This window comes from Fodinibius sp. GM108 (genome assembly GCF_058386985.1).
The window spans coordinates 74,048-99,590 of record NZ_JBYEIR010000009.1 but is presented as its reverse complement, the minus strand read 5'-3'; the positions used below and the strand labels follow the sequence as shown (position 1 = coordinate 99,590).

Annotated in this window: 18 protein-coding genes; 11 read left to right on the top strand and 7 right to left on the bottom strand. The window is 42.7% G+C overall.

Features of this window, described 5'->3' with window-relative positions; translation table 11 throughout:
- Positions 1-97: 97 nt before the first annotated feature.
- Positions 98-961, top strand: coding sequence for an alpha/beta fold hydrolase (locus ACT3ID_RS16065; RefSeq protein WP_491543073.1), 864 nt, complete (start codon positions 98-100; stop codon positions 959-961).
- A 708-nt stretch (positions 962-1,669) separates the two neighbouring features.
- Positions 1,670-3,364: a sensor histidine kinase gene (locus ACT3ID_RS16060; RefSeq protein WP_491543072.1), complete on the top strand. Its 1,695-nt coding sequence runs from the start codon at positions 1,670-1,672 to the stop codon at positions 3,362-3,364.
- Positions 3,365-3,569: 205 nt separating this feature from the next.
- On the opposite strand, the gene ACT3ID_RS16055 is transcribed toward ACT3ID_RS16060, so the two are convergent.
- Entirely contained in the window at positions 3,570-4,367 is a 798-nt protein-coding gene (locus tag ACT3ID_RS16055) for a hypothetical protein (protein WP_491543071.1), read from the bottom strand.
- 442 nt (positions 4,368-4,809) lie between these two features.
- Here ACT3ID_RS16055 and ACT3ID_RS16050 point away from each other — a divergent pair, with 442 nt between their 5' ends.
- The gene (locus ACT3ID_RS16050) at positions 4,810-5,313 is read left to right on the top strand and encodes a P-loop nucleotide/nucleoside kinase family protein (protein WP_491543070.1); all 504 of its coding nucleotides are present in this window, start codon (positions 4,810-4,812) and stop codon (positions 5,311-5,313) included.
- A 308-nt stretch (positions 5,314-5,621) separates the two neighbouring features.
- On the opposite strand, the gene ACT3ID_RS16045 is transcribed toward ACT3ID_RS16050, so the two are convergent.
- Entirely contained in the window at positions 5,622-7,184 is a 1,563-nt protein-coding gene (locus ACT3ID_RS16045) for a DEAD/DEAH box helicase (protein WP_491543069.1), read from the bottom strand.
- Between the two features lie 561 nt (positions 7,185-7,745).
- Between ACT3ID_RS16045 and ACT3ID_RS16040 the strand changes: the two genes are divergently transcribed.
- Positions 7,746-8,129 carry a hypothetical protein gene (locus tag ACT3ID_RS16040; RefSeq protein WP_491543068.1) on the top strand — a complete coding sequence of 128 codons (384 nt, stop codon included), beginning with the start codon at positions 7,746-7,748 and terminating at the stop codon, positions 8,127-8,129.
- Positions 8,130-8,136: 7 nt separating this feature from the next.
- Here ACT3ID_RS16040 and ACT3ID_RS16035 read toward each other — a convergent pair whose 3' ends face one another.
- From ACT3ID_RS16035 to ACT3ID_RS16020, 4 genes are all read right to left on the bottom strand, one after another.
- Entirely contained in the window at positions 8,137-9,054 is a 918-nt protein-coding gene (locus ACT3ID_RS16035) for a sterol desaturase family protein (RefSeq protein ID WP_491543067.1), read from the bottom strand.
- A gap of 137 nt (positions 9,055-9,191) precedes the next feature.
- Positions 9,192-10,187 (bottom strand): universal stress protein, encoded by a 996-nt coding sequence (locus ACT3ID_RS16030; protein ID WP_491543066.1) that lies wholly within the window; start codon positions 10,185-10,187, stop codon positions 9,192-9,194.
- 30 nt (positions 10,188-10,217) lie between these two features.
- The gene (locus ACT3ID_RS16025) at positions 10,218-11,357 is read right to left on the bottom strand and encodes a DUF368 domain-containing protein (RefSeq protein ID WP_491543065.1); all 1,140 of its coding nucleotides are present in this window, start codon (positions 11,355-11,357) and stop codon (positions 10,218-10,220) included.
- 85 nt (positions 11,358-11,442) lie between these two features.
- Entirely contained in the window at positions 11,443-12,111 is a 669-nt protein-coding gene (locus tag ACT3ID_RS16020; protein ID WP_491543064.1) for a protein-L-isoaspartate(D-aspartate) O-methyltransferase, read from the bottom strand.
- A gap of 143 nt (positions 12,112-12,254) precedes the next feature.
- Here ACT3ID_RS16020 and ACT3ID_RS16015 point away from each other — a divergent pair, with 143 nt between their 5' ends.
- Positions 12,255-15,335, top strand: coding sequence for a DUF748 domain-containing protein (locus ACT3ID_RS16015; RefSeq protein WP_491543063.1), 3,081 nt, complete (start codon positions 12,255-12,257; stop codon positions 15,333-15,335).
- Between the two features lie 255 nt (positions 15,336-15,590).
- Here ACT3ID_RS16015 and ACT3ID_RS16010 read toward each other — a convergent pair whose 3' ends face one another.
- A complete protein-coding gene (locus ACT3ID_RS16010) occupies positions 15,591-16,364 on the bottom strand; it encodes an FkbM family methyltransferase (protein ID WP_491543062.1) in 774 nt (257 codons plus the stop codon).
- 196 nt (positions 16,365-16,560) lie between these two features.
- Here ACT3ID_RS16010 and cysS point away from each other — a divergent pair, with 196 nt between their 5' ends.
- The 6 genes from cysS (at position 16,561) to ACT3ID_RS15980 (ending at position 25,357) form a co-directional block, all read left to right on the top strand.
- A complete protein-coding gene (gene cysS, locus ACT3ID_RS16005) occupies positions 16,561-18,015 on the top strand; it encodes a cysteine--tRNA ligase (protein WP_491543061.1) in 1,455 nt (484 codons plus the stop codon).
- 231 nt (positions 18,016-18,246) lie between these two features.
- Positions 18,247-18,630, top strand: coding sequence for an endonuclease domain-containing protein (locus tag ACT3ID_RS16000; protein ID WP_491543060.1), 384 nt, complete (start codon positions 18,247-18,249; stop codon positions 18,628-18,630).
- Positions 18,631-18,926: 296 nt separating this feature from the next.
- Positions 18,927-19,952 carry a prolipoprotein diacylglyceryl transferase gene (gene lgt, locus ACT3ID_RS15995; RefSeq protein ID WP_491543059.1) on the top strand — a complete coding sequence of 342 codons (1,026 nt, stop codon included), beginning with the start codon at positions 18,927-18,929 and terminating at the stop codon, positions 19,950-19,952.
- Positions 19,953-19,984: 32 nt separating this feature from the next.
- Positions 19,985-21,721 carry a phospho-sugar mutase gene (locus tag ACT3ID_RS15990; RefSeq protein ID WP_491543058.1) on the top strand — a complete coding sequence of 579 codons (1,737 nt, stop codon included), beginning with the start codon at positions 19,985-19,987 and terminating at the stop codon, positions 21,719-21,721.
- Between the two features lie 537 nt (positions 21,722-22,258).
- Positions 22,259-23,011, top strand: coding sequence for a ZIP family metal transporter (locus ACT3ID_RS15985; protein WP_491543057.1), 753 nt, complete (start codon positions 22,259-22,261; stop codon positions 23,009-23,011).
- 111 nt (positions 23,012-23,122) lie between these two features.
- Complete coding sequence (locus tag ACT3ID_RS15980) at positions 23,123-25,357, top strand: S9 family peptidase (RefSeq protein ID WP_491543056.1); 2,235 nt, start codon at positions 23,123-23,125, stop codon at positions 25,355-25,357.
- The last annotated feature ends 186 nt before the right edge of the window (positions 25,358-25,543 follow it).

Here is a 25,543-nt window from a genome sequence, read left to right as displayed (position 1 = left end):
TTCTTTTTTTAATTTTCTCTTTATCCCTGCTTTTCTTGAAAATTAGCCGGTAAATAGTAACTTATTAAAAGCTGACAATATTTAGAGATGGAGTCCAATGAAATCCGTTCATGTCAACAACTACAGCTTCTCCTATATAGAAGAAGGAGCGGGAGAGCACGTGATTTTTGTCCACGGGAGTATCAACGACTACCGTACATGGAAGAATCAAATAGAACCATTCGCAGAGCATTTTCGGGTAATAGCTTACAGCCGCCGCTATCATCATCCAAATAATTCTGAAATAGATATTTCTGATTACACTGTATCGCGGCATTCAAAAGATCTTTCTACGTTCATAAAAGCACTTGACCTGCCACCGGTACATATTGTCGGATCTTCTTATGGAGCGTATATCGGACTTATGACTGCAGTAGAACATCCTAACCGGGTGAAATCGCTTGTGATGGGTGAGCCACCCGTCATTCCCCTGCTGATATCAAATATGAACAATCCCCTGCAAATTCTGTCACTTCTGATCAGGGATTACGCTACAGGTAAAAGTTTTTTGAAGTTTGGGATGAAAGCTTTTTCACCTGCCCAGAAACAACTTCGCAAAGATAATTTTGAAGAAGGGGTTCGTTTATTTGCAAATGGAGTCTTGGGAGAAGATGGGTTTGAAAAGTTACCTGAAATAGGAAGAGAACAGATGATTGACAACGGTCCGGCATTGAAAGCGGAACTACTCGGACCTGGATTTTCTGAAATCCCGCAAGAGAAAATATCCAAACTACAAACTCCCACGCTTTTACTGTATGGAAAAAACAGCCCCACTTTTTTCCATACCATATCCGACAAGCTGTATGATCTTTTGCCCAACCGACAGCGGGTGATTTTTAACAATGCCTCTCATGATATGCACGTGAAAAACTGGAAATCCTACAATCAGGAAGTGATGGATTTTCTATTTAAACATAATTAATTCTGCTACAAAACCGACCGTGCCGAAACTTTCAGCACACTCATCCCTCTCGAGAGGAGGCTTTTTTATACAACAATCTGTTTTTACCGGAAAGTTGCCTGTATGGACGCAGAGCGACTGAACCAGATTTGGTATGGAGAGTGGAGTATATTGATCCACCACTTATCACCTGTAAACTGTCAATCCATTTTATGCCTGATATATTTATAGAGTTCTCCTCTCGGTACTGCTCCAATTGGGAGCCGTGAAGTTGCCTTTCATGCAAAGCTATTCCGTTTTGAAAGCCTGCCCTGGATAGATTTACCATTCTCTCATCTGCTGTATTATGCCCTTCTAATAGCTAACGACCGGCTTTCTTTCAAGATCATGTTCAGTTGCAATGTATGTTCTAAACCCTACGATATCTTACGATATCTTTAGATAGATACCGCTCCTATAGCAACTTCGGTTGCTATTTATTAGGACATTGAGTAATCTATCTGAGTTTTTTCACAAAGCAGATACCTATCAGAGGGAAATGATCTGCAGACATATGGATCATCTGTTTCTACTTTTAAGCTTAGAGTGGCTATGTTACAATCCCAAATAAAGTCTTTTTTTGAGACCTATCCCTTCCCATCTTTTATTTTAAATATCGATAATCATTTTACACTCGCACACATTAACCGAGCATATTTAAATACTTTTCCTCGTAAAGAAAAAGAGTGGATGAAAAATCCTGTCGGACAAAGCCTGTTTCGGCTTTTTCCAAGGAATACCGAAAAATTCAGGGAGATACTTAGCCAGATACTGGCTACCAAAGAATCTCTCAAACCCGACTTAATGATGCATCAATTTATTACCGGAGAGATTGATACTGAGGAGATTCGCTACAGTCAGCCAGTGCTTACTCCAGTCTTAAATGATTGCAGAGAAGTGGAATTTATCATCTGCTCACTGCTCCCCAGAAACAATAGTAAAGCACTTGGCCAACAACATATACTGCAGGAGATAAATGAAAAACAGCAACTGCTTAATAAAGCCTACAGATTGGCTCATATAGGAATATGGGAATTTAATATGGAGACCCATGAGTTACAATGGTCGGATATAACCAAAGAGGTTCACGGTTTCGGTCCGGATTATGAACCCGACCTGGAGAGCACAATAAACTTGTTCAAAGAGGGTATTGACAGACAAGAATTTGCACGGACAGCCCGTGAAGCAATCGAAGAGAAAAAACCTTTTGACGTTGAGCTGAAGATTATCAGCGGACAAGGTGATGAACGATGGATACGGGCGACAGGAGAACCAGAATACAGAGATGGTGTATGCACTCGCTTTTACGGTATTAGCCAAAATGTCACCGCCCGAAAGAAAGCTGAAGAAGAGCTGATGTTAAACGAACAACGATTCAGATCTTTGGTCCAGGACGGGTCGGATTTGGTGGCTATCCTCGATTGTGAAGCCAATTATCAATATGTAAGCCCCACCTCTGAGTCTATACTAGGAATCCCGGCCGAAGACTTTATCGGAACCAACGTCCTTAATTATATACATCCGGATGATCATAACCGGATTATTGAAATTGTTCAAGGTCTCCAACCCGGTCAACATTTTAACATCTCTCCCTTTCGATTCAAAGATTCAGAGGGAAATTGGCGATGGATAGAAACAACGCTTACCAATATGACTGAAGATCCAGCCGTTGGCGGCTTGGTTGCCAATTCGCGTGATGTTACGGAACAAAAGAGGCAACAACAGAAGATCCTGGAAGCCCTCACCGAGAAAGAAATTCTCCTGGCTGAAATACATCACAGAGTGAAAAATAATCTGGCCGTAGTTTCGGGAATGATGCAGCTTCAAATAACGGAGGAAGACAATAGTGGTTTAACTGGTAAATTGCTCGATAGCATCGTCCGTATAAAAACCATGGCCAACATACACGACCACCTTTACCAGTCAAAAAGTTTTTCGGAACTGGAATTTACCGACAATATCCGTTCTCTGGTCATAGATATTCAGAAAACCCTGCAGTCGAAAACACAGGTCCAAATCGACCTCAACTGTGAACCGGTCAGGCTGAATATTAACCAAGCAATACCATGTTCTCTGATTGTTAATGAAGTGATTACTAATATCTTCAAACATGCTTTTCCGAAACGGGAAAGTGGTCGTATTTCTATCAATCTGTATGAATCAGCCGCCCAAAACCGACTGTATCTCTCGATAAAAGATGACGGAATAGGACTACCTGAAGATTTTGATGAAGCAAGTTCCGGATCACTGGGGCTGAGTCTTATCAACGTTCTTTCTCAGCAGTTGGAGGGCGAATATAATTTTGAATCTTCAACAGAAGGAACCGCATTTAGCCTTCACTTCCAGAAGGATAATCAAAAAGGAATTGGGAATAGTTTGTTCTGATTTTCCAGCTGTCCTTCGTTGCTGCTGACCAAGCATTTTTCCTTCGAGCTATTCTGTGAAATCCTCTGCGCAACTCTGTGGTAAAATTTTGTACAATTAAATGGAATCGCTATATAACTTACGCCAGAGCACCTCACACGATACAGTATAAAAAAAGCCCGAAGCTTAAAACTCCGGGCTTATCCAAGTCAATAAACCTAAAGCATTAATCCTCGATCTCTATCTCCTTGACCCCATCTTCAAACTCTGCTTCAAATTCCAGCAATGTTTGATGCTCATCCCAGTCATACTCGGTGAGATCCAAGACTGATCCGTCATTTCTCTGCAACCAGTCAGCAGGATTGACACGAACAGAAACTACATGTTGTCCGCCATCAGTTACTTGCAGCGGAGGATCAAATTCACGTTCTATTTCAATTTCGGCTTCGGCAAAAACTTTAAATGATTGCGGATCTCCATCTGAAGGTGTAAATGTACCAACAATTACCATGCTGGCATTATCCGGCCAGTCGGGAAATTCATCGCGGACGGTACTGGCCAGCGACTCATGTTCATCCTCTTTATCACCCTCTTCCAGGTCCAGATTTTCGACCTCAAACTCAAGATCTTCATAAAGTCCGGCCTGAATTTCATTATCCGTAAGGGCCATTGTTTCTTCAGCGAGAGGCAGATCCACAAAGAAGGCCTCAGCTTCAAACCCCTCTATTTCACTTTCTCCATCATCCCCCTCCTCTGCTGATTCCAGCTCAAACTCTTCAACAATAAAACGGACATCATCGATTTTTAACGTACCATTTTCTCCCTCTACAATGAGAGAGTCATCCGATGAAGAAGTACTGCCTGCACTGGCCTTTGAGGATGAATTACCAGGTACAGTATTAAATTGTAGCTTAACATCACCCTGACCGGGTTCAGCGTCCGTCCCAGTTGTATCACAACCGGATACCAGTCCAATGAGTGATAGTATAAGAACAGTAATCGACAATAATTTTAAGTGTTTCATGGTCTGAATATTTTCTGTAGATGATTTTTTAGAACATGTGTGATATGCAGTGGCTTTAAAGGCAGAAGCATATGAAGATGTTCCCATTGCTCCTTTAAGGGTACCTTAATAAGAAACGACTACCTAACGCTAAAAAACAGGTTATGTATTACAAATCGAAAGCTGACTACCCACCTGCTGCTGCTCTCAGTTATTCACTGTTCATAAGATTGACTTGTTTATAGTAGTATATTATCCACAGGCAATACAAGCTATATGGTATAAAGATAATCTGACCATTCATTTCATACGTGACCAACGCAGAGCATCCTCACGAGATAAGTCATCCCTCTGCGTACCTCTGTGGTAAATGGTCAACCAGGTTTTGATTAATCAGTTCCTGAAGTACATTTAAGTAAAATGTCGCTCATGCTTAAACAACAAACAATAAAACCAGAAAATCTTGCTCTACATTTTTAGCGGATTGCCCGGAACAGGGAAGTCAACACTTGCAAAGTATCTTGCAAAGAAGCTTGGTGCTGCATATCTACGAATTGACACTATAGAACAGTCTTTAAAAGATAATGGACTCGGATTAGCTAAAGGACAAGGATACGAAGTAGCTTACAAGATTGCTCTGGAAAATTTAAAATTGGGATTATCCGTGGTGGCTGATTCTGTCAATCCCCTTCCGATCACAAGAGAAGCCTGGAGAAACGTAGCAAATAGTGCCGGCAGTGATTTTTTAGAGATTGAAATCTTATGTTCAGACAAAGAAGAACATAAAAGAAGAGTACAGTCACGAATATCTGACATCAGAGGATTGCAATTGCCTTCATGGAAGAATGTTCTTAATCGTGATTATATTAAATGGCCAAGTGACCGAATTGCTATTGATACCGCCTATAAAACGATACCCGAAAGCCAAAAAGAGTTAGAGCAGGCGATAGATGCCAATTCTAGCTAAGCATCTTAATTGAATATACTTCTTTATTCTACCAGTTCAATTTGACATCTCTCCGGTCGGACATAATTCAGATCTTTTTTAACCACAGAGGAATCAGAGGAATACGCAGAGGTAAGCAGAGATATTTTCTTTTGCGACACCGCGGGAAGACTTAACATTAGTCCGTGGTAAAAAAGATTCAAGATACCCAGTGTTTCACGAAGATAACTCATCCTCTGCGTAACTCTGCAGTAAAAATTGATCAACAAATAAAAAAGCGGCTCCTCATCACTGAAGAGCCGCTTTTCTGTTTCAAATTAAAAACCAGCCTACGCTACTTTTACGCGCACCTTATTGCCTTTCACTTTGTTGCTGTTCATCGACTGCAGCACCTGGTTCACGTATTTACCAGGTACATCCACATAAGAATGCTTGGGATAAATATCGATATTGCCAATTACATTTCCGGGGACGCTCGATTCACCGGCAATAGCTCCCACCAGATCACCGGGATAAACATTATTCTTTTTACCCACATTAAAATGCACGGGGACCATTGCAGTATCATCATACTCTATAGTTTTCTGATTGCCATTCTCCGCCTCCGATGATGACTGCATCTTCAATAGTGCCGCCGCAATTTCGATAGTTGTAAACCGATCATCGGTCCATCCTTCGATTTGCTCGATATAGGAACGGAGATCACCCTTTTCGAGTACCTTGGTGACATTATCCATTAATCCCTCAAGCTGTGCTACCTCTACATCAGCCACCGTAGGCAGTGAAAGCGGATTTAACTGACTTTTAATCTGCTTTTCAATAGCGTGCAGCTGCTTCCGCTTTTTACGCGTGGTAAAGGTGATGGCCATTCCCGAGCGTCCGGCACGACCCGTTCGACCAATGCGGTGGACGTAGTATTCGGGATCGTGCGGGATATCGTAATTAAACACAGCTTCGATATCATCGATATCAAGTCCGCGGGCAGCCACGTCAGTACCTACCAACACGTCGATCACGCCGGATCGGAATTTCGCCATCACGCGGTCTCGCTGATTCTGATTGAGATCTCCGTTAATATAATCGGAAGAATATCCACGCGATTGTAGCTCACGGGTCACCTTCTCTGTCTTTCGTTTGGTATTGCAAAAAACCAGTGCCAGTGAAAAGCCGTTAATATCCAAAAAGCGGCAAATCGCTTCGGTGCGGACAGAGTCGCGCACTTCCACAACATATTGCTCGATATTAGGTGCGGTTACTTTCTTCCGTTCAATTCTTATCGTCTCAGGATTATTCATATAGCGATTCATAATCTTGCGAATCCCTTTCGACATCGTAGCCGAAAACATAATCGTCTGCACCGGCTGATTGGCGTACGAAAGAATCTGCTCCATATCATCACGGAATCCCATATTCAGCATCTCGTCAGCTTCATCAAAAACCACGCGCTCCAGATGGTTCAGCTTCATAGTACCTCTCCGCAGGTGGTCGATTGTTCGTCCCGGCGTGCCCACGACAATATGTGCGCCGCGTTTCAGCGCTTTGATTTGTCGCGAAATTGACTGCCCTCCATAAACAGGAATAACATTAAGTCCACCGAGGTGCTTACCAATTTTGATCAGCTCCCCCGTTACCTGTATCGCCAGCTCTCGCGTGGGACACATGATTATCGTTTGTACTTCAGAAATACTGACGTCGGTCTGTTGTACAACGGGAATGCCAAAAGCGGCTGTTTTCCCGGTCCCGGTCTGAGCTTGTCCAACCACATCTTTACCATCCAAAAGCGACGGTATACATTGTTGTTGGACGGGTGTAGGAGTTTCAAATCCCATCTGTTCTATCCCCTTGAGAATAGCATCAGTTAAATTAAGGTCTTGAAAAGTTGAATCTGTCATAATAAAAATAAAGTGAATATTAATGATTCACTGACGCTACAACATGCACTTTTAGTACCAGCGTAGTACGCTGCCGTCCTAAAACCGTACATAACTTGAGGCGCCGACAGACCTTGGAAAGGATGTAAGAACCTGTTTCACGAAACGAATAGGCGGGATATAAATAACATCAGATCGAGCCAAATATACGGATAAGTAATCAGAACACCTATTTTTATATTAGACTTGCTGATGTTAAGCTTTGAATAGTGTCATATTATGAGCTATTAACTACAGGAAGCTTTGAAAACCACTCATGTCATGCTGTCCCGAAAGCTTTCGGGACCAGCATCTGTTGCTAAGTTTCGTTTAAAGCCTATAAACTCTGTTTCATCTATAGATCCTGAAATAAATTCAGGATGACACCCGGTTCTGAAAGCTTTCTTACACACATCTGCTCTAAAACCCACAGAGCAACTTCTATCGAGAGAAAATTTATTAATCTGTAACGATTCAACCAATTAGTTCTCTTTTACTATAGAAATATGCTTTATTGCCGATAAACTATTAAACGTAATTCCTATGGGACAACAACAATTACTTTTAATACTGCTCGTCGTAATCGTTATTGGAATAGCTACAGTTGTAGCCGTAAATACTATGCAATCTGCAAAGAAGAGCTCGGATGTGTCAGCACTGCGACAGGATATTCTGATGGTGATCAGTGATGCCAGGATCTACTACAAAAAACCAGACGTTATGGGAGGCGGCGGAAACTCATTCGACGGTATATCGAAAGAACATATTCTGTCGATCGATCCCGAAAATGAAAATGGCACCTATGAGATTTCCGGATCAGGGAATTCGGTTACTATTGAGGGAACTAGTGTTAACAAGGAGATAGTTATTTCTGCAACTGGTACGATAACTGCTGACGGAATTGATATTTCGTGGTCGGAACCATAATAGCCAACTACTCTTCTCTTACGGGTTGTGCAACAGTATTTTCTTGTGCCTCTTCCAACGATTCTTTTTCTACCCGCGCCTGTTCTGCCGGACTTGCAAAAAGGATAAACAGCCAATCTCTCCACCCGCTGGCCTTTTTCAGATCCTCCCAGATCGAGATGAACTCATGAAATACCAAATATACCGGATTGTATGAATCAGGAGGTTTGGTAATCCCATAATTAGGGGTATTCAATTCAGGCTGAAAAGTACCGAACATCCGATCCCAGATGATAAAGGTTGAGCCGTAGTTTTTATCCAGATAGTGATCATCTTTGGCGTGATGAACACGATGGTGTGAGGGCGTCGTGAAAATAAATTCAATAGGCCGCGGCAGCTTATCTATCATCTCGGTATGGATCCAAAACTGGTACAAAACAGCAATCTGGTGACAGATAAAAAACACTACAGGATGAAATCCTGCCACTGCTACCGGCAGGAAAAATATCACTTTAAAACCTTGTACCCACGACAGCCGAAAGGAAACTGAAAAGTTATACTCCTCGGAAGAATGATGTGGTACATGAGTGGCCCACCAGATGCGCTGCTCGTGCGCAATACGATGCGCCCAGTACCGGCAAAAATCCAGGAATATAAAACATAGCACATATGACCACCATGTATGTGGTACGCGCCAAGGTACCATATTGTAAAAGAACAGCACCAACGCAAAAATACTTATTTTGGTTGCCGAACTGACGAGGATATTTCCAACGCCGATCGCTGTTGATGCCCAGAAATCTTTGGCATCATACAGATCCCATTTTCGCCAGGCACTCAGCCCCCATTCCAGAAAAACAAGTCCAAACATGACCGGGGCTGCATATATGATAATCGGAGGAAGCCCCATCTCCATAAGTTCCTCAATCGTAATCAGCTCGGGCATAGTTCAACTCTTTAACTTATTTATTGGAATAACATATCAGATATAATCTCTGCTTCCAAACCTGTCAGACAGCTAACTATTAAACCGATATTATAATTTGGTGTTTAAATTATAAAAAACGATTAGTGCCTGCTATTCTATTTTTCTTTTAATTTCTCACCAGATGGCTTTACAGTAACTACTGGTTTTTTCAGTAGCTGAGCCACCTTTTCTGTCGTTGATCCCAAGAAAAAATGTGCCAGCCCGCTGTGTCCGTGCGTTGCCATCACAACTACATCGGCATTTTCAGCAGCATACTCTTCAATCCCCAAATGCGCAGATACTCCTTTTTCAATAACAGTAAAAAAGTTTATTCGATGGCTAGAAACACCCTCCGTAATAATAAGTTGATCTTCAAAATCATCTCCAGTGCGAGCGATCTCCACATGTCCCATCTTTTCGCTGTTCAAAAACTGTTCGAGACGTTCAATAAGCGTTTCGTATGTATTTGCTTTCGCTGTTTTGTTGGGATTGGTACCCTCATAGTCAAGTGCACTTCCATAAAGTTCTTTGACGTGATACAACGTGATCTCCGCATCGTAAATATCGGCAAGTGAAAGAGCTATCGGCAGCGCAGAAAATGATATCAGTGAACCGTCCGTAGGTAATAAAATGCGCTTTAATCCCTCCGGTGACAAATCCGCATCGACAGTAAAAACCGGAATTTCGGAGTGTCGAATGATTTTTTCTGTCGTTGATCCCCGAAGCAGATTTGACTCGTGGCTTCCTTTGGAAGGTATCACAATTAAATCGTATCCCTTGTCCCTGGCGGTATCAGCAATAGAACTCGATGGCTTACGATCTATATGAACAATCGCTTCTCCTTTTATTTCATCGGTAAGATACTCATCCATTGCCTCTTGCATCCTTTGCTTAGCTTGATCCTGTACTTTGGGATACAATTTTTCACTTGTAATATCCAGAGGAGCTTCCAGGTTTGCCATGCTTTCGTTGAAGTATTTGAGCGTCGGGATAATATGTATCAGATCCACTTTTGCACCGAAACGTTGAGCTATCTCCCGCGCATGCTGGTAAGCCAACGGCGCGTTTTCTGAAAAATCGGTAGGCACCAATATTTTTTTAATCGTTTTCATACCTTTCTCTCTTTTAATTATTGATAAACATTAGTTCTTAAGCCGTAAATAATCAAGACCAATAACCATAATCAGTCCTATGATTATACCCCAAATTCCACTCCACAAATATCGTGTACCTGAAGTATCAACTGTAATATAAGGGATGTAAGGATCACTTTTGATTAGCTTCTTTTTAATCGTCAACACCTCCACTTTCTTCTCGTCTGCAGATGCATCGGGATTGAGGATTTCACCCAGGCGCTTAAATTCAGGTCGGTTTTCATCAGGAGGGTTTTGACGCAGTTCCTCAGCCTGTGAACTGTTATAAGCAATTTCTTTCTGATTGGTCACAACTTCCTGATAAGTGCGATTTTGATAAGGCCATATTACATATAATGACCCTATCAAAAAACCGATGAGCACAGCCAGGGTTTTAGCCTCATAACGGCTTAACAGCCACGACAAAAGGCGGGAAAAAAATGCCAACCCCACAATAGCTCCCAATACAAAAGGAAATAATGTAAATAAAGCAGACACCGTATCCTCGGTTCCCAGCTTGGCAACTTCCGCTAAAATGAAATCATACTTACGGAGTATCAACAGGATATATGAACCCGAAATACCCGGTAAAATCATAGCGCAGATGGCAACTGATCCGCTGAAAAATATGTATAGCGCGGATTCCGGTGTATCTGTCGGCACCAGCGTAACAACCCAAAATCCAACCCCCGTCCCTACCAAAATCATAAATCCATGAATCCAGCTAAAGCCATCGATAGCTTTGGCCAGCACAAAAATAGATCCCACTATCAATCCGAAAAACAATCCATATACCAGCTCGGGATTGGTAAACATATATACCTGTAGCGGCACAATTCTGGTAAAAAAGAAGATAGCGCAGAATATGCCAGTAAGCAGCATCAGCATAAAGCGCCAGTGAACTTCTCGCAGAGCTGCCTTGAACCTAAATGAAAAGAGCTGCTTTATAAAAGCTGTATCAAAACTCTTTATTGCATTGATAAGACGTTCATAGATGCCGACAATAAGCGCCATTGTACCTCCGCTTACTCCCGGCACGATATCAGCCGATCCCATTAAAAATCCTTTGATCAGTAAAAAAGGATATTCACTCCAGCTGGTAGTATCTTCTTCTGTACCTTTTACATCCGGAGAAGTAGTGTTGGGCAAGGAAATAGAGAATTAGGAATTTTGGAATTATGTTAGCACGAAGATAGGAGAAGGATAGCAATTTTTCATTGAACATTTTATTCAATTACTCCTGCCAACCCTTCTTTCCGATAAGAGGCACAAATTTAAAATCACTATAATGTTCTTCTTCGTATTCATCTTTTCTGATCTTAATTATGCGAATCATCTCCTGCCGTTTTTCATCTCCAACCGGTACAACCAGTCGGCCGTTCAAGCTCAGTTGATCCACCAGATCGTCAGGCACCACCGGCGCACCTGCCGTCACTACTATAGCATCATAAGGAGCATATGCCGACCAGCCGAGCGTACCGTCACCCAGCTTAAAACGAACGGAATACCCAAGCTCACGCAAAATTGATCGGGCTTTTTCGTACAGTTCTTTATGGCGTTCAATAGTATATACTTCGGCTCCCAACTCACATAAAATGGCAGCCTGGTAACCCGATCCTGTGCCTATTTCGAGCACTTTTTCTCCGGGTTTTACCTCAAGTAGTTCCGTCTGACGCGCGACGGTATAAGGCTGTGATATAGTCTGATCTTTACCGATAGGCAAAGCCGTATCTTTATAGGCGCGGTCCTGCAAAGCGGTATCTACAAAAACATGACGCGGCACTATATTAAAGGCTTCCAGTACGCGCTCATCTTTAATTCCTTTTTCGGCCAAAGTGCTTACCAACCGTCCGCGGCGCTGCTTAAATTTTGGATTATTTGCATCAGAACCCCAATTTAGCATAGTATATGTGCTATTTCTGAACTGTTTATTTTACTATTATAACATAAGAAACTTACAGCAATTTTTTTGATTATTACCTGTTAGATTAGTCCGGTAATAAGTATTATTGGAAGAAGTAATCAAAGAGCCTAACTCCCAAATTTATGAAAACTTTTATTAAGATAGTCGCTGCAATACTTCTGTTTTTGATCGTCGTTATCGTCGGGCTCAACTTGTATTTTACGGATGATCGCCTTAAAAATATGGCTATGCCCTATGTTAATGATGCTGTGGGACGAACGGTGGATGTTGAAGAGATGTCACTTACTTTTTTCAGCACCTTTCCGCAGCCGGGCATCAGTATTAAGAATATGAGTATTCCCGGCGAAACCGAAAATGACACGCTAATGTCGCTGGATGAATTGGTGGCCTCAGTCAAGATTTTTTCACTGATGGGCGATCAAGTTGAGGTCGCTGAAATCAACCTCGATAATCCGCGGTTTATTTATGTAGTGAATGCCGACAGTAGCACAAATATCGATTTTCTTCTGGAGACCGATGAAACTGAACAAGACACCGCAGAAGCATTCGCTATTGATATTCCTTACTTTCAAATTACCGACGGCTATTTCGGATATCGGGACAATGCATCAAATACCAGTGTTCAATTTGATGATCTAAATGCTAATATTTCGCTCAATTATGCCGATCATATCACCAGCACGATCGACCTTGAACTGGGCGGTCTCTCGGCTACAGTTAATGATACCAGCTATTTAAGCAATCTGCCGCTGAGCCTTAGTCAGGAATCAGTTATCGATCTCGACGATGAAACAGTCGCCATCGAAGAAGGCACGCTGTCAATCCGCGGATTGGCCCTGAATTTATCGGGCACCTTATCCGACTGGAGTAACACGTTGACAGGCGACCTCGCATTCAGCTCTTCTTCGGATAACTTCGGTGAATTGCTGCGATTGGTTCCCGAAGAATATGAGGAATATACGGAAGGTCTTGAGACGGAAGGAACATTAGCTATTGAAGGTTCCCTGAAGGGCCCCCTGGCCGAGGAGGAACTACCCGCTTTTGATATATCGATGCAGGTTACCGACGGCTTTCTTAAAAATCCGGAGCTTCCTGATCCCATCCAAAACATACAGCTTGCTGCCAATGCCTCTAATGACCTGTTTTCTGTTGAAAGACTAACAGCCGAAGCCGGAGAAAACATGCTCACGGCCAGTGGACAGCTGACTAATCCCATGGAAGAGAACGGTGAGTTTGATGTCACTGTCAAAGGTGATGTAAACTTGGCAACCATCAGCCGCTTTTATGACATCAGCGAGTTTGATATTGAGCAAATGAGTGGACAACTGGCCGTCGATGGAGAAGCCAAAGGGAATCGAAACGCTCCTGAAGAAGCCGTGTTTGACGCAATCTTCAAGTTAACAAACGGTACGCTCAAATACGCGCAGGTTCCCAAACCGATCGAAAATATTAATGTGGATGCCAATGCCAATCAGTCGGCTATCACTATTAATAATATGAATCTGCAGGCCGCAGAAAACAGGTTCTCGATGTCGGGCACGATCAATCAACCACTGGTGGAAGAGAATCGTAGTATTGATTTACAGACTGACCTCAACTTTGATTTAGCTACGATTAAAGAATTTTATCCCATTGATGAAGATACGCTAAGTATGCGCGGACAACTCACGGCCAATGCCGTTCTCAAAGGTCAGGCCGATCAGATTGAGCAGGCCGTACAGTCGGGCGAAATATCTCTTACAGGCGGATATATCAGCCATAAATCACTTGGTAAGCCTATTGAAAATATCACGCTAAAATCGAGTCTCCAGGGTCCTGTACTTTCGATATCCGAGGCCAGCTTTCAAACCGGCAATAACAATCTCACAGCTTCGGGATCGATTACCGATTATCTCAGCGAAAACCGAACGCTCGATTTGACGCTCAGCGGCAATGCTGCATTGAATCAGATAGCCAGCTATTACGATTTGGAACCTACCATCTCTGAGCTTACCGGTCAGGCCAATCTGGATCTGCGAGCTTCGGGTCCGATGAATGATCCTGCTAATATGCAGTTTAACGGGCAGCTTACCATGCAGGATGTGAATATGCGGGGCGATTCGCTTGTGCAGCCGGTAACAGACTTAAACGGAGAACTCAATCTATCGCCCAATACTGCAGAGCTCAAATCACTAACCTTGAATCTCGGCTCATCGGATATAGCACTTAACGGATCGCTGCAAAATTATATGGCGTATCTACAGGCAGAGGAAGATCGAAGTACTACGCCAAGTTTGCAGGGGTCATATAAAAACAATCATCTAAATCTGGATGAGCTCATCAACTGGAATGATACCACGACCACGGAAATCCCCATACATCTACCAGACCTGAACAGCTCTGTGGATGCCGAAATTGGTGAAATGATTGTTACCGGTGTTACGATGAACAACCTGAAAGCACAAGCAAGCACTACGCCCGAACAGATTAATCTTGAAGAGGCTACTGTTGAAATGTTCGACGGCAAAGCCAGCGGATCTTTCGTCTGGGATATTCCACAGCCGGATCGAACAACGATCTCATTCAGCGGATCCCTCGATAACTTACAGGCAGAGGCATTCTTTGCGGAATATTCAGTTCTTGGCGAAAGCAGCCAGTTCCATGAATACGTTTCGGGTGCATTCAGCGCTGATGTCGACTACCATACAGAATTAAATGTGTACCTGGAGCCGCTCATTGAAACCTCAAAAATGGATGGCAATTTCGGGATGACAAATTCCCGACTTCGGGGACATCCGTTGCAGGAAAGACTGGCTTTGCTTTTTAAAGCTAAAGAGCTCAATAATGTTGGTCTGGATGAATGGAAAAGTACCTTTGCGCTCAATAACAGCATTTTTACGTTTAAAGAACTGCAGCTGACAAGTCAGGATATCGGCCTCGAACTTAACGGTACACAGCATATGACCAAGGGCGATATCGATTATCAGGTAAGGCTGTTTCTGCCAGAACGCTTCCAAAGCGGAATCGCATCTGTTATCACTAAACAGGCCACTGAAGCTCTCAAACAAGATAACGGCACCATAATGGTTCCACTGCGTGTGACCGGCACGCATGAAGATCCCAAGGTATCACCCGATAAAGAAGTCATAGCTCCCATTGTCAAAGAGTATCTGAAAGACAAAGCGGGCAATGTTCTTGACAGAATTTTCAATGGTGACCGGTAAGAAACAAAAAGCACTGATATACAAGAGCTTTACAAGCAGCATAAATCACAAGAATACCCTAAAAGAGTACTACTCTTCTCATTTTACCGAAGAGGAACCGGAGGTGGTCGCAGAGTTACTCAAAGGATGTTTTTAATGCCTCTCTGCGTCATTCTCTGCAGGACTCTGTGGTTCTGATTTTTCACTAATTAATTTATGGACCATCTCGATATCGATATCTCTTAGTACAACCTGCTTAGCCAGGCTTCTTACTATCTAATCATCCTCTAGCTTCTGAGGCATATGAGCCAGAGTATTATAATCGCCACGGAATATGCTGTAGTTCATCTCCCGGAAACCATCGATAAGCTCCCATTCCTCGCTCTGTGTCATATGCTGATGCTCGAACATTACCAGCCCCGGACTATACTTCCTGAAGTCAAAAAGATTGAGAAGTTTGTAATCATAACCTTCCGCATCTACAAAAAGACCATTGATCTTCGATATATGACATTGATCAATTAAATCCTCGAACGTAATCGTCTGGATCTCTTCGGTAGTGATATAATCGCTCCGGTCATCGGGCAATTCTTCACCGGCCTCCAGCGCAGACTCCCTGACATAACCGCGCTCATATTGTTTTTTTACCATTTCTTTATCAAAAGAGGATAATCCTGTGGCCCATTTGCTGTCCGAAAAACCAATTTTATATAGTTTTTTTTTGCCGGTCTCCGAATCGATGGCTGCATTCACCAGTGTTAGATCATCATACCCTTTGTAGGTTTCTTTTAGTCCTTTCTCAAACACTTTTTCTTGCGGTTCAACCAATACACCTTTCCAATCGTACAGCCGCACATATTTATAAACGGGATCGTTATTATAGCCGTCATTGGCCCCTACTTGAATAAATTGAAAATCATCTTTTTCATGTGCCCATCGATCCAGAATAGCGTTAATCGATGGGAAATCAGGGCGCCAAATATAACTGTAATAAAACTCGTAAAAGTAGCTGTCTCTCAGACGTCTCAACAAATCATCGGTTAATCCCATATTGCCGGTTATTCATTAACCTTACTATTTCATAGGAGTTAACAAATCCCCTCAGATCTACAGCATCATATTAACAAAAGATGTCATCATATAAGTTTCATGTAGCTAATAATTAGAAATGACAATAGGATTCCTCTTTCGTATTTTCAGCTTTGCTGGATTAAATTGTCATAGATCGCGATAAACAGAACATTTTATGACCGATTTGCACATTTATAATACGCTAAGTCGTAAAAAAGAAAAATTTGAACCTATCAAAGAGGGCTTTGTTGGTATCTATGTTTGCGGACCCACCGTTTATGGGGATCCCCACCTGGGCCATGCAAAAAGTTATGTCTCTTTTGATGTAGTGGTGCGATACCTGCGCTACCTGGGATATAAAGTCCGCTACGTGCAAAATATTACAGATGTTGGCCATCTGACCGATGATGCAGATCAGGGTGAAGACAAGCTTGAAAAACAAGCCAAAATTGAGCAGCTGGAGCCCATGGAGATCGCAGAAAAATACACGTACAACTATTTTCGCGATATGGATAAGCTGGGTGTGGAACGCCCCGATATTTCGCCGCGTGCTACGGGACATATTATTGAGCAAATTGAGATGGTCAAGAAACTGCTCGAGAACGGCCATGCCTATGAAACCGATGGCAACGTTTATTTTGATGTCTCCTCGGATGAGGATTACGGCAAGCTCAGTGGCCGCGATATTGAAGAGCAGGAAAGTGGAACTCGCATTGAAACTGCCAGTGACAAGAAAGATCCCAAAGATTTTGCGCTCTGGAAAAAAGCCGACGACGGACATATTATGAAGTGGCCTTCCCCCTGGGGATTAGGGTATCCGGGCTGGCATGTAGAGTGCTCGGCAATGTCGACGAAATATCTTGGGGAGCATTTCGACATTCACGGTGGCGGTATGGACAACCAGTTTCCCCATCACGAGTGCGAAATTGCCCAAAGCGAAGGCGCCTATAACAAGCCTTTTGCCAACTATTGGATGCACAATAATATGGTTACGCTCGAAGGGCAAAAGATGGGTAAATCACTCGGCAATGCTATTTCGCTTGATGAATTCTTCCGAGGCGATCACGAATTACTGAGCCGCGCCTGGGACCCGCAAATTATCCGGTTCTTTTTGCTGCAGAGCCATTATCGCAGCACGACCGATTTTTCTGAAGATGCTTTATCCGGTGCCGAAAATGGGCTTCGCAGCCTGCAGAATATGATTCGAACCATTAATAATGCTGAAGACGGAGACGGTGAGCCATATGATCTTGATTCGCTGAAGGAGTCGCTTGAAAGCAAACTGAATGACGATTTTAATACCGCCCAGGCCATTGCGGTCCTTTTTGATGAGCTGAAGAAAGTCCGTAAGCTGATTAATAGTGGAGAAACGCCTGAGAATATTGACGATATCAAAGATTTCCTGCAGGATTTTGTGGATGGTGTTCTTGGCCTATGGCCCGCAGAAGAGACAGTTGCTGCAGGCGACGATAAAACCGAGCAGCTTATTGAGCTGCTGATTGAGATCCGCAATAGGGCACGGCACGAGAAAAACTTCGAACTCTCTGATGCCATTCGTGATCGGCTGGAAGAGCTGGATATCAAACTGATGGATAGCCCCGAAGGCACCAGCTTCAAAATTGAAGCGTGAAGACTATAACAGGCTAAGATGAACAACCACCCCTACGTCCCTCCATCGTAAGGAGGATTATAGTGCTGGTAAGAATTAGAACGGCTAACAGATTTTTTATTAAATCTAATTTTCTGAAAATAAATCTTAGAATCATGATTTATATAATTTACTACTAATCCTTAGAAGCAATTTTAAATTCTCCCCTTAGACAAGGGGAGATGTAAGAGGGGTTGGAATTGATCCGGAGATATGGATAAGAAAAATTCTAAAATATTTAATCCAAAACGCACAAAAGCACAGAGACAATATTTACGCAGTAACATGACCAAAGCAGAAGTCATCCTTTGGTCAAAATTAAAAGGTCAAAATCTCCTTGGATACAAGTTCCGAAGACAGCATGGAATTGGAGATTATATCGTCGATTTTTACTGCCCTAAATTAAAACTTGCCATTGAAATTGATGGAGAATCTCACTATACCTTTCAAGGCAAAAAGCACGATAAAATGCGGACGGCATTCTTAAACGATCATGGAATTGAAGTACTGCGACTCACAAATGTTCAAATAAAAGAAAATCTTGCAGGTGTCATTAAATATTTAACTTCTGCTATAAAGAAAATGGAAACAAGTTAGCAACCACCCCTACACCCCTCCTTTGTAAGGAGGGGATTGGAGTGCCGATTATTAAGATTTTTTCCATAAATGACTTTCTATAAATAGTTTTAAGGCGGTAACAATTCTCCTCCGACAACTGTCGGAGGAGATGTAAGAGGGGTTGCTTTTAAACCTTAATTATTCCATGATTAAGCAATTACTTACTCAGTATCACCTGAACCTTCCCCAGTAAGAATCTGGGAAGAGATGACACCTTAACATACATTGTACAAAACTCACTACTCAATACTCATTACTCACTACTATTAAAATACATGCAACAATCTGATCACATTATTTGGGACGTTGACCCCGTAGCATTTGATCTCGGAACAATTCACATGCCCTTTCCAGTAGCTATCTGGGGTATTGTAGTAGCGCTGGCATTTATTTATTTCGGCTATCAGCGCCTTGTTCCTGATGATTTGCGCGCAAACGAAGAACCCGACATACCCAAAGGAAAATTCTGGGGATTGGTAATCGGATCACTCGTAGTGGGACAACTTATTTTCTTGGTTTTGCCCTCACCGACAATCAGTGAAATCGGTCCCATCCGTCCACGCTGGTACGGCATATTATTTGCCAGCTCCTTTCTCGTCGGATTTTGGCTGACCCGTCGGATGTTTATCCATGCCGGACGCGATCCGCTGGAGGTTGATCAACTTTTAACGTATGTGCTGATTGCCACCATTGTAGGGGCACGACTGGGACATGTAATTTTTTACGATCCCATGTACTACCTGAGGCATCTTCCTGAAGTCTTAGCTATCTGGCAGGGTGGACTTGCCAGCCACGGTGCGGCAATCGGAATTATCATTGCCATGTACCTGTTTGCAAACAAAAAGCGCGATATGAGTTTCCTCTGGCTGGCCGATCGCGTGGTTGTAGTAGTTGCCATCGCCGGTGCCTTTATTCGTACAGGCAATTTTATGAACTCAGAAATTATTGGTGAACCCACAGAAATGGCTTGGGGCATTATTTTTACCAGACTCGATATGATTCCCCGTCACCCGACAATGCTCTATGAGGCCCTACTTTGTGTTTTTGTATTCGGTATTTTATGGAAAGTCTATTATTCATATGACAAAAATCCGCCAGAGGGTTCACTATTCAGCCTGTTCCTGACACTACTGTTCAGCGGACGATTTCTACTGGAGTTTACAAAGATTGAACAGGCCGCTTTCGCCTCTGACTGGATCTTTAATATGGGACAATGGTTAAGCATTCCGCTTGTAGCCATTGGTATTTGGCTGATGATCAAAAAAGTAAAATGGAATCAGCCCTCTGTAGCAAAACAATAAGAATTCATCAAACAAATCAAAGAAAGTAAAGTATGGAAGCATTAGACGCTAAAGTTAAAAACAATATTAACAGCTGGCTCGAAGGTAATTTTGATGAACAGACTAAAGCCATAATTAGAGAAAAACTTGAGAATGAAAAGTATGATGAGCTAACCGACGCTTTTTACAAAGATTTGGAATTTGGCACCGGAGGACTGCGCGGCATTATGGGCGTGGGCTCAAATCGTGTCAACAGATATACCTTTGGCATGGCCACACAGGGTTTCAGCAACTTCCTCAAAAAGAACTATCCCGATGAGCAGGTAAAAGTTGTTATCGCTCACGACTGCCGAAACAACTCCGAAGAACTTGCCCAGGTGGTTGCAGATGTATTCTCCGCAAACGGCATTTATGTATATCTATTTGATGGGCTCCGCCCCACCCCAGAGCTTTCGTTCGCGATTCGCGAACTGGACTGCCACGGCGGTGTGATGCTTACGGCTTCGCATAATCCCAAAGAATATAACGGCTATAAAGCCTATGGCGCTGACGGTGGACAGTTAGTAGCTCCGCAAGATGAACAGGTAATGGAAGAAGCACAAAAGATTGAAAATATTGAAGATGTTAAATTTGAGGGTAATCCCGAGAATATCGAATCAATCGGAGAGGATATTGATGACAAATATCTTGATGCTCTGTTTGACCTCTCCATTTCCCGTGCTGAAATTCAGCGGCAAAAAGATCTCAGCATCGTCTTCTCTCCCATTCATGGTACATCAGGCGTTTTGGCTCCTCCTGCTCTCAAACGCTATGGCTTCGAGAATGTTACATATGTCGAGGAACAGATGTCTTTTGACGGAGACTTTCCTACAGTCGAATATCCCAATCCGGAAGAAAAGGAAGCTCTGACACTGGCGCTTAATAAAGCCAAAGAAATCGACGCTGAGCTGGTAATGGCTACCGATCCCGACGCCGACCGCGTAGGTATTGCCGTAAAAGATAATCACGACGAATGGGTGCTTTTGAATGGCAATCAGACAGGAACACTGATCATCAATTATATGCTTAATGCCTGGAAAGAGACAGATAAGCTTTCCGGAAATGAATATATAGTCAAGACCATTGTTACTTCTTATCTGATTGATCGGATCGCCGATTATTACGGCGTGGAATGCTATAATACGCTTACCGGCTTTAAGTACATTGGAGAACTGATGACCAAGCTCGAAGGTGAAAAGCAGTTTATCGCCGGCGGTGAAGAGAGTTACGGCTATCTTATCGGTGATCATGTGCGGGATAAAGATGCTATCGTCTCAACCGTTATTATTGCTGAAATGGGCGCCTACTACAAAGATAAAGGCAGCAGTCTTTTTGATGCCCTGCTGAACATTTACCTGGAGCATGGCTATTTTCGGGAGAAACTTGTTTCGGTTTATAAACGGGGGCGTGAAGGAGCTGAAGAAATTAAACAGATGATGAGCAATTATCGTGAAAATCCCCCTGAAGAACTTGCCGGTTCTAAAGTAGTGAGAATCAAAGACTACAAATCACAAGAAGCAAAAGACATTGATACTCATGAAGTAGATTCCATAGAACTGCCTAGTTCCAATGTGCTTCAGTTTATTACCGAAGATGGATCGATTGTTTCAGTACGTCCCTCAGGTACAGAACCAAAAATAAAGTTTTATTGCAGCGTAAATACCAAGCTCACCAACCGAAGCAATTACGACAAGAAAACGACAATGCTTGAGGACAAAATGGATCAGATTATCAGTGAACTGACGGAATGATTTAAATTGGATTAGTTCCCGTGCAAAAGGATGCAGGATTTTAGCCTTCCCAATAATATTACTACCATCCTCAATGCCCACAGATGAATCAGTGGACTAAATAATGTAAGCTCACTTCAAGTGAGCTTCATATCTTATTTTATCCTTTTATTCTCAGGGATTATTGCTAGTGATCAGATTCATTGCAGTTTCATACAAACTTTTAATTCTATTCTAAATTTATCGGCTATCGATTCTTCTCCGCATCTAAAAAAGTAACCTCACCTCGTACCGGTGCTCTGCGCCGGGACGTGCTTTACGCTCCGCTTAACGGTTTGGTCTTCCTTTTAGCAGTAAGTAAAAAAAAACGTGAGAATCAATTTTGCACAAGTCAGACAGAACGCAGAGCATTCTTCCGATCTTCAGCCGCAGAGCAGCTGAAGAGAGAAATAAAATATATTTCAATTCGATCCTATTTAATCCCATTCTAAATTCTATATAGATGCTGGATTAGGATTCGACTCTGTTTATATTGGCGGCACTGAAAAGGATTAGCCTATGTCAGAATTATTCCAACATCCAGCTACTGATGTTTTTTTCTATGCGATGATTACCGCCGTCGCAACGGGTCTGGGTGCCCTGCCCTTTTTCCTGATCAAGGATCTTACCCGCGGCTGGCTGGGGATTTCCAACGCCATTGCTTCTGGACTGATGCTGGCTGCAAGCTTTGGCCTTATCTACGAGGGAATAAATTATGATCTGTGGTTTACTTTTTACGGTATCATCATTGGTCTTATTTTCATCATCATCAGTCAAAAAATCCTCAACAGGTATAACAATACTTTTTCGATCAAGAATATTAATAAGGTTGACAGCTCAAAAATACTGCTGATCATAGGTATTATGACACTGCACTCATTTACTGAAGGTGTAAGTGTAGGCGTCTCATTCAGCGGCGGACTCGATTTGGGCTTATTCATCACCACAGCTATTGCTGTGCATAATATTCCTGAAGGATTAGCTATAAGTTTGGTGCTCGTCCCTCGGGGATCATCACCACTCAAAGCAATGTGGTGGAGTATTTTTTCAAGCCTGCCCCAGCCGCTGATGGCCGTTCCCGCTTTTATCTTTGTAGAAATTTTTCAAACCTATCTGCCGATGGGGCTTGGTTTTGCCGGCGGTGCTATGATCTGGATGGTCTTTGCAGAATTGATTCCCGATGCCCTGGAAGAAAGTAATACCTCCACTGTTGCCACAACAATCACTATCTCCGTGGCGCTAATGGTCATATTTCAAACACTTATCGGTTAAATAATCCAGCATCCTGCCAGAAGACATTAACTATAAAATTGATTTGTTCCGCTGCCCAATAATTAATTAAGTTCTCAACTTGTCTATATCCTTTAACAGATATTCCAGATCATGAGTTACAATTTACGCTTTTCAATACGATTAATATCACTCTCTTTATTACTCAGCTGTTTTGTATTTCAGAGCCAAGCGTGGGCCCAGGAAAAAAATCGCTATTCAAGTGTCAAAGAAGCACTCTCAAAAAGTGGTCAACTATCTGGCTCCAACGGTCCCAATAATGTCACCTGGATTGACGACGGTAATCGCTATTCATACATGCAGTTCAATTCTGAAACCGAAAGTATGGATATTCGTGCCTATGATCCGGTAACGGAAGATGACGAACTGATCTTCAATAATGAAGATTATACATTTCCCAATTCGGATTCTACTTTTGAATACACTTCGTTTCAGTGGTCAGACGATTCGAAGTACCTCGTCTTTCAGTCTAATTTTCGCCCGGTTTATCGTCACTCGGGTATTTCAGACTACTACCTCTACTCTGTTGAGGAGGAAACGCTGGAACTGCTTGTTGAAGATGCACGTACAGCCGAATTATCTCCCGATGGTTCTAAAATTGGATATGAGCGAGATGGTAATCTGTTTGTCTATGATCTGTCATCTGAAGAGGAAACACAGCTTACCGACAGCGCTGAAGAATATTTTTACAACGGACGTTTTGGCTGGGTATATGAAGAAGAATTCGGGCTAGCACAAGCTTGGGAATGGTCACCCGACAGCGAACACATTGCGTATTGGCAAACTGATGAGCGACATGTAAATATTTTTCAGATGACCGACTATTCCGGTCAGCATCCCGAATATGAGAAGATTCCCTATCCAAAGGTAGGCGACGAAAATCCGGATGTGCGAATTGGAGTTGTAAGTACAGAATCTGCAGAACAGCAATGGATGAACATCCCAGACGGTGGTTATATCCCCAGGATATACTGGACTGCTGACGAAAATAAACTTGCCATTGTTCATTTAAATCGAGATCAAAATCATCTGAAGTTATTTTTTAATGATATCAATAGCGGGAGCAACCGATTAGTGATGGAAGAAGAATCAGATAAGTGGATTGATGTTTTTGATTTTTTTGCCGGCATAGATCACCTGTTCTTCTTCCCTCAGGACAGAGAAGAGTTTTTCTGGATTTCGGATCGCAGCGGCTGGAGTCATATTTATCGCTATAATTACGACGGTGACCTTAAAAATCAGGTTACAGATGGAGAATGGGAGGTCACGTATGTACACACTGTAGATTATCGTAACAATCGAATCTATTACACCTCAACCGAAGAGTCGCCACTCCAGCGACATCTGTATACTATCAATTTCAGCGGCGGAAATAAGCAAAAAATAACCGAAGTCGAGGGTACTCACGATATCAGTATGGGCCCTAACGGAAGATTTTATATCAACCGCTATTCCAATACATCAACTCCCACACAAGTTGAGCTCTGGAGTACCCGAGACGGTCAGCTGGAAGTACTCGAAGATAATAGTTCAGTTAAGGAGTTCACCGAATCTCATGTATATGCTCCGCGCGAGCTTTTTTCTTTTACTACTTCCGACGGCCAAGAACTCGACGGTTATATGATTAAGCCCATCGATTTTGACTCGACCGAAAGCTATCCCCTGCTGCTAAATATCTATGGCGGTCCCAGTTCGCAGGGGGTCTATAATGAGTGGGAATCGGATGCATTCAATCAATATCTGGCCCAGGAAGGATATGTTATTGTTAATATTAATAATCGAGGAAGTGGGGGCTATGGATCTGAATTCGAAAAAATCGTCTATAAGCAGCTGGGTAAATGGGAATCACATGATTATATAGAAACAACCCGGTATTTGGGACAGAAAAGCTGGATTGACAGCACGCGAATGGGTATCAGGGGCCACAGCTACGGTGGATATATGACCACCTACACCCTGTTTAGACATCCCGGAGTATTCAATGCAGGCATTGCCACTGCTCCTGTGACAGACTGGCGATTTTACGACAGTATTTATACCGAACGTTATATGGGATTAATTGAAAACAATCGAGAGGGCTATGAACAGAGTTCACCGCTTACTCATGCCGAGAATCTGCGAGATAATCTGTTGCTCTCCCATTCTTCCATGGATGAAAATGTGCACGTACAAAATACCATGCAGCTATTAACGAAGCTTACAGGTAATGGTATAAATGTGGATCTACAGATATTTCCACCAGGTGCCCACGGCGTAGCTTTTAATACCGCCAGTTATTACTTGCTGTACGAATCGTATATGGAGTTTCTCGAACGGCAGTTGAAATAGAAATATCGTTAGCGCGGGAATTAATTCCCGCGCTCGTGATAGGGGGATCTCGAATGAGCTTCCTATATTTTGGCACAAGTCGCAGACTTCCGCCAGAGTTGAGAGAGAGTTTACTACCGCTCCCCGACCCTCGTTACGTACCTCTGATACGTAACGAAAAGTAAAAGCAAAACTACCCGTTCTGAT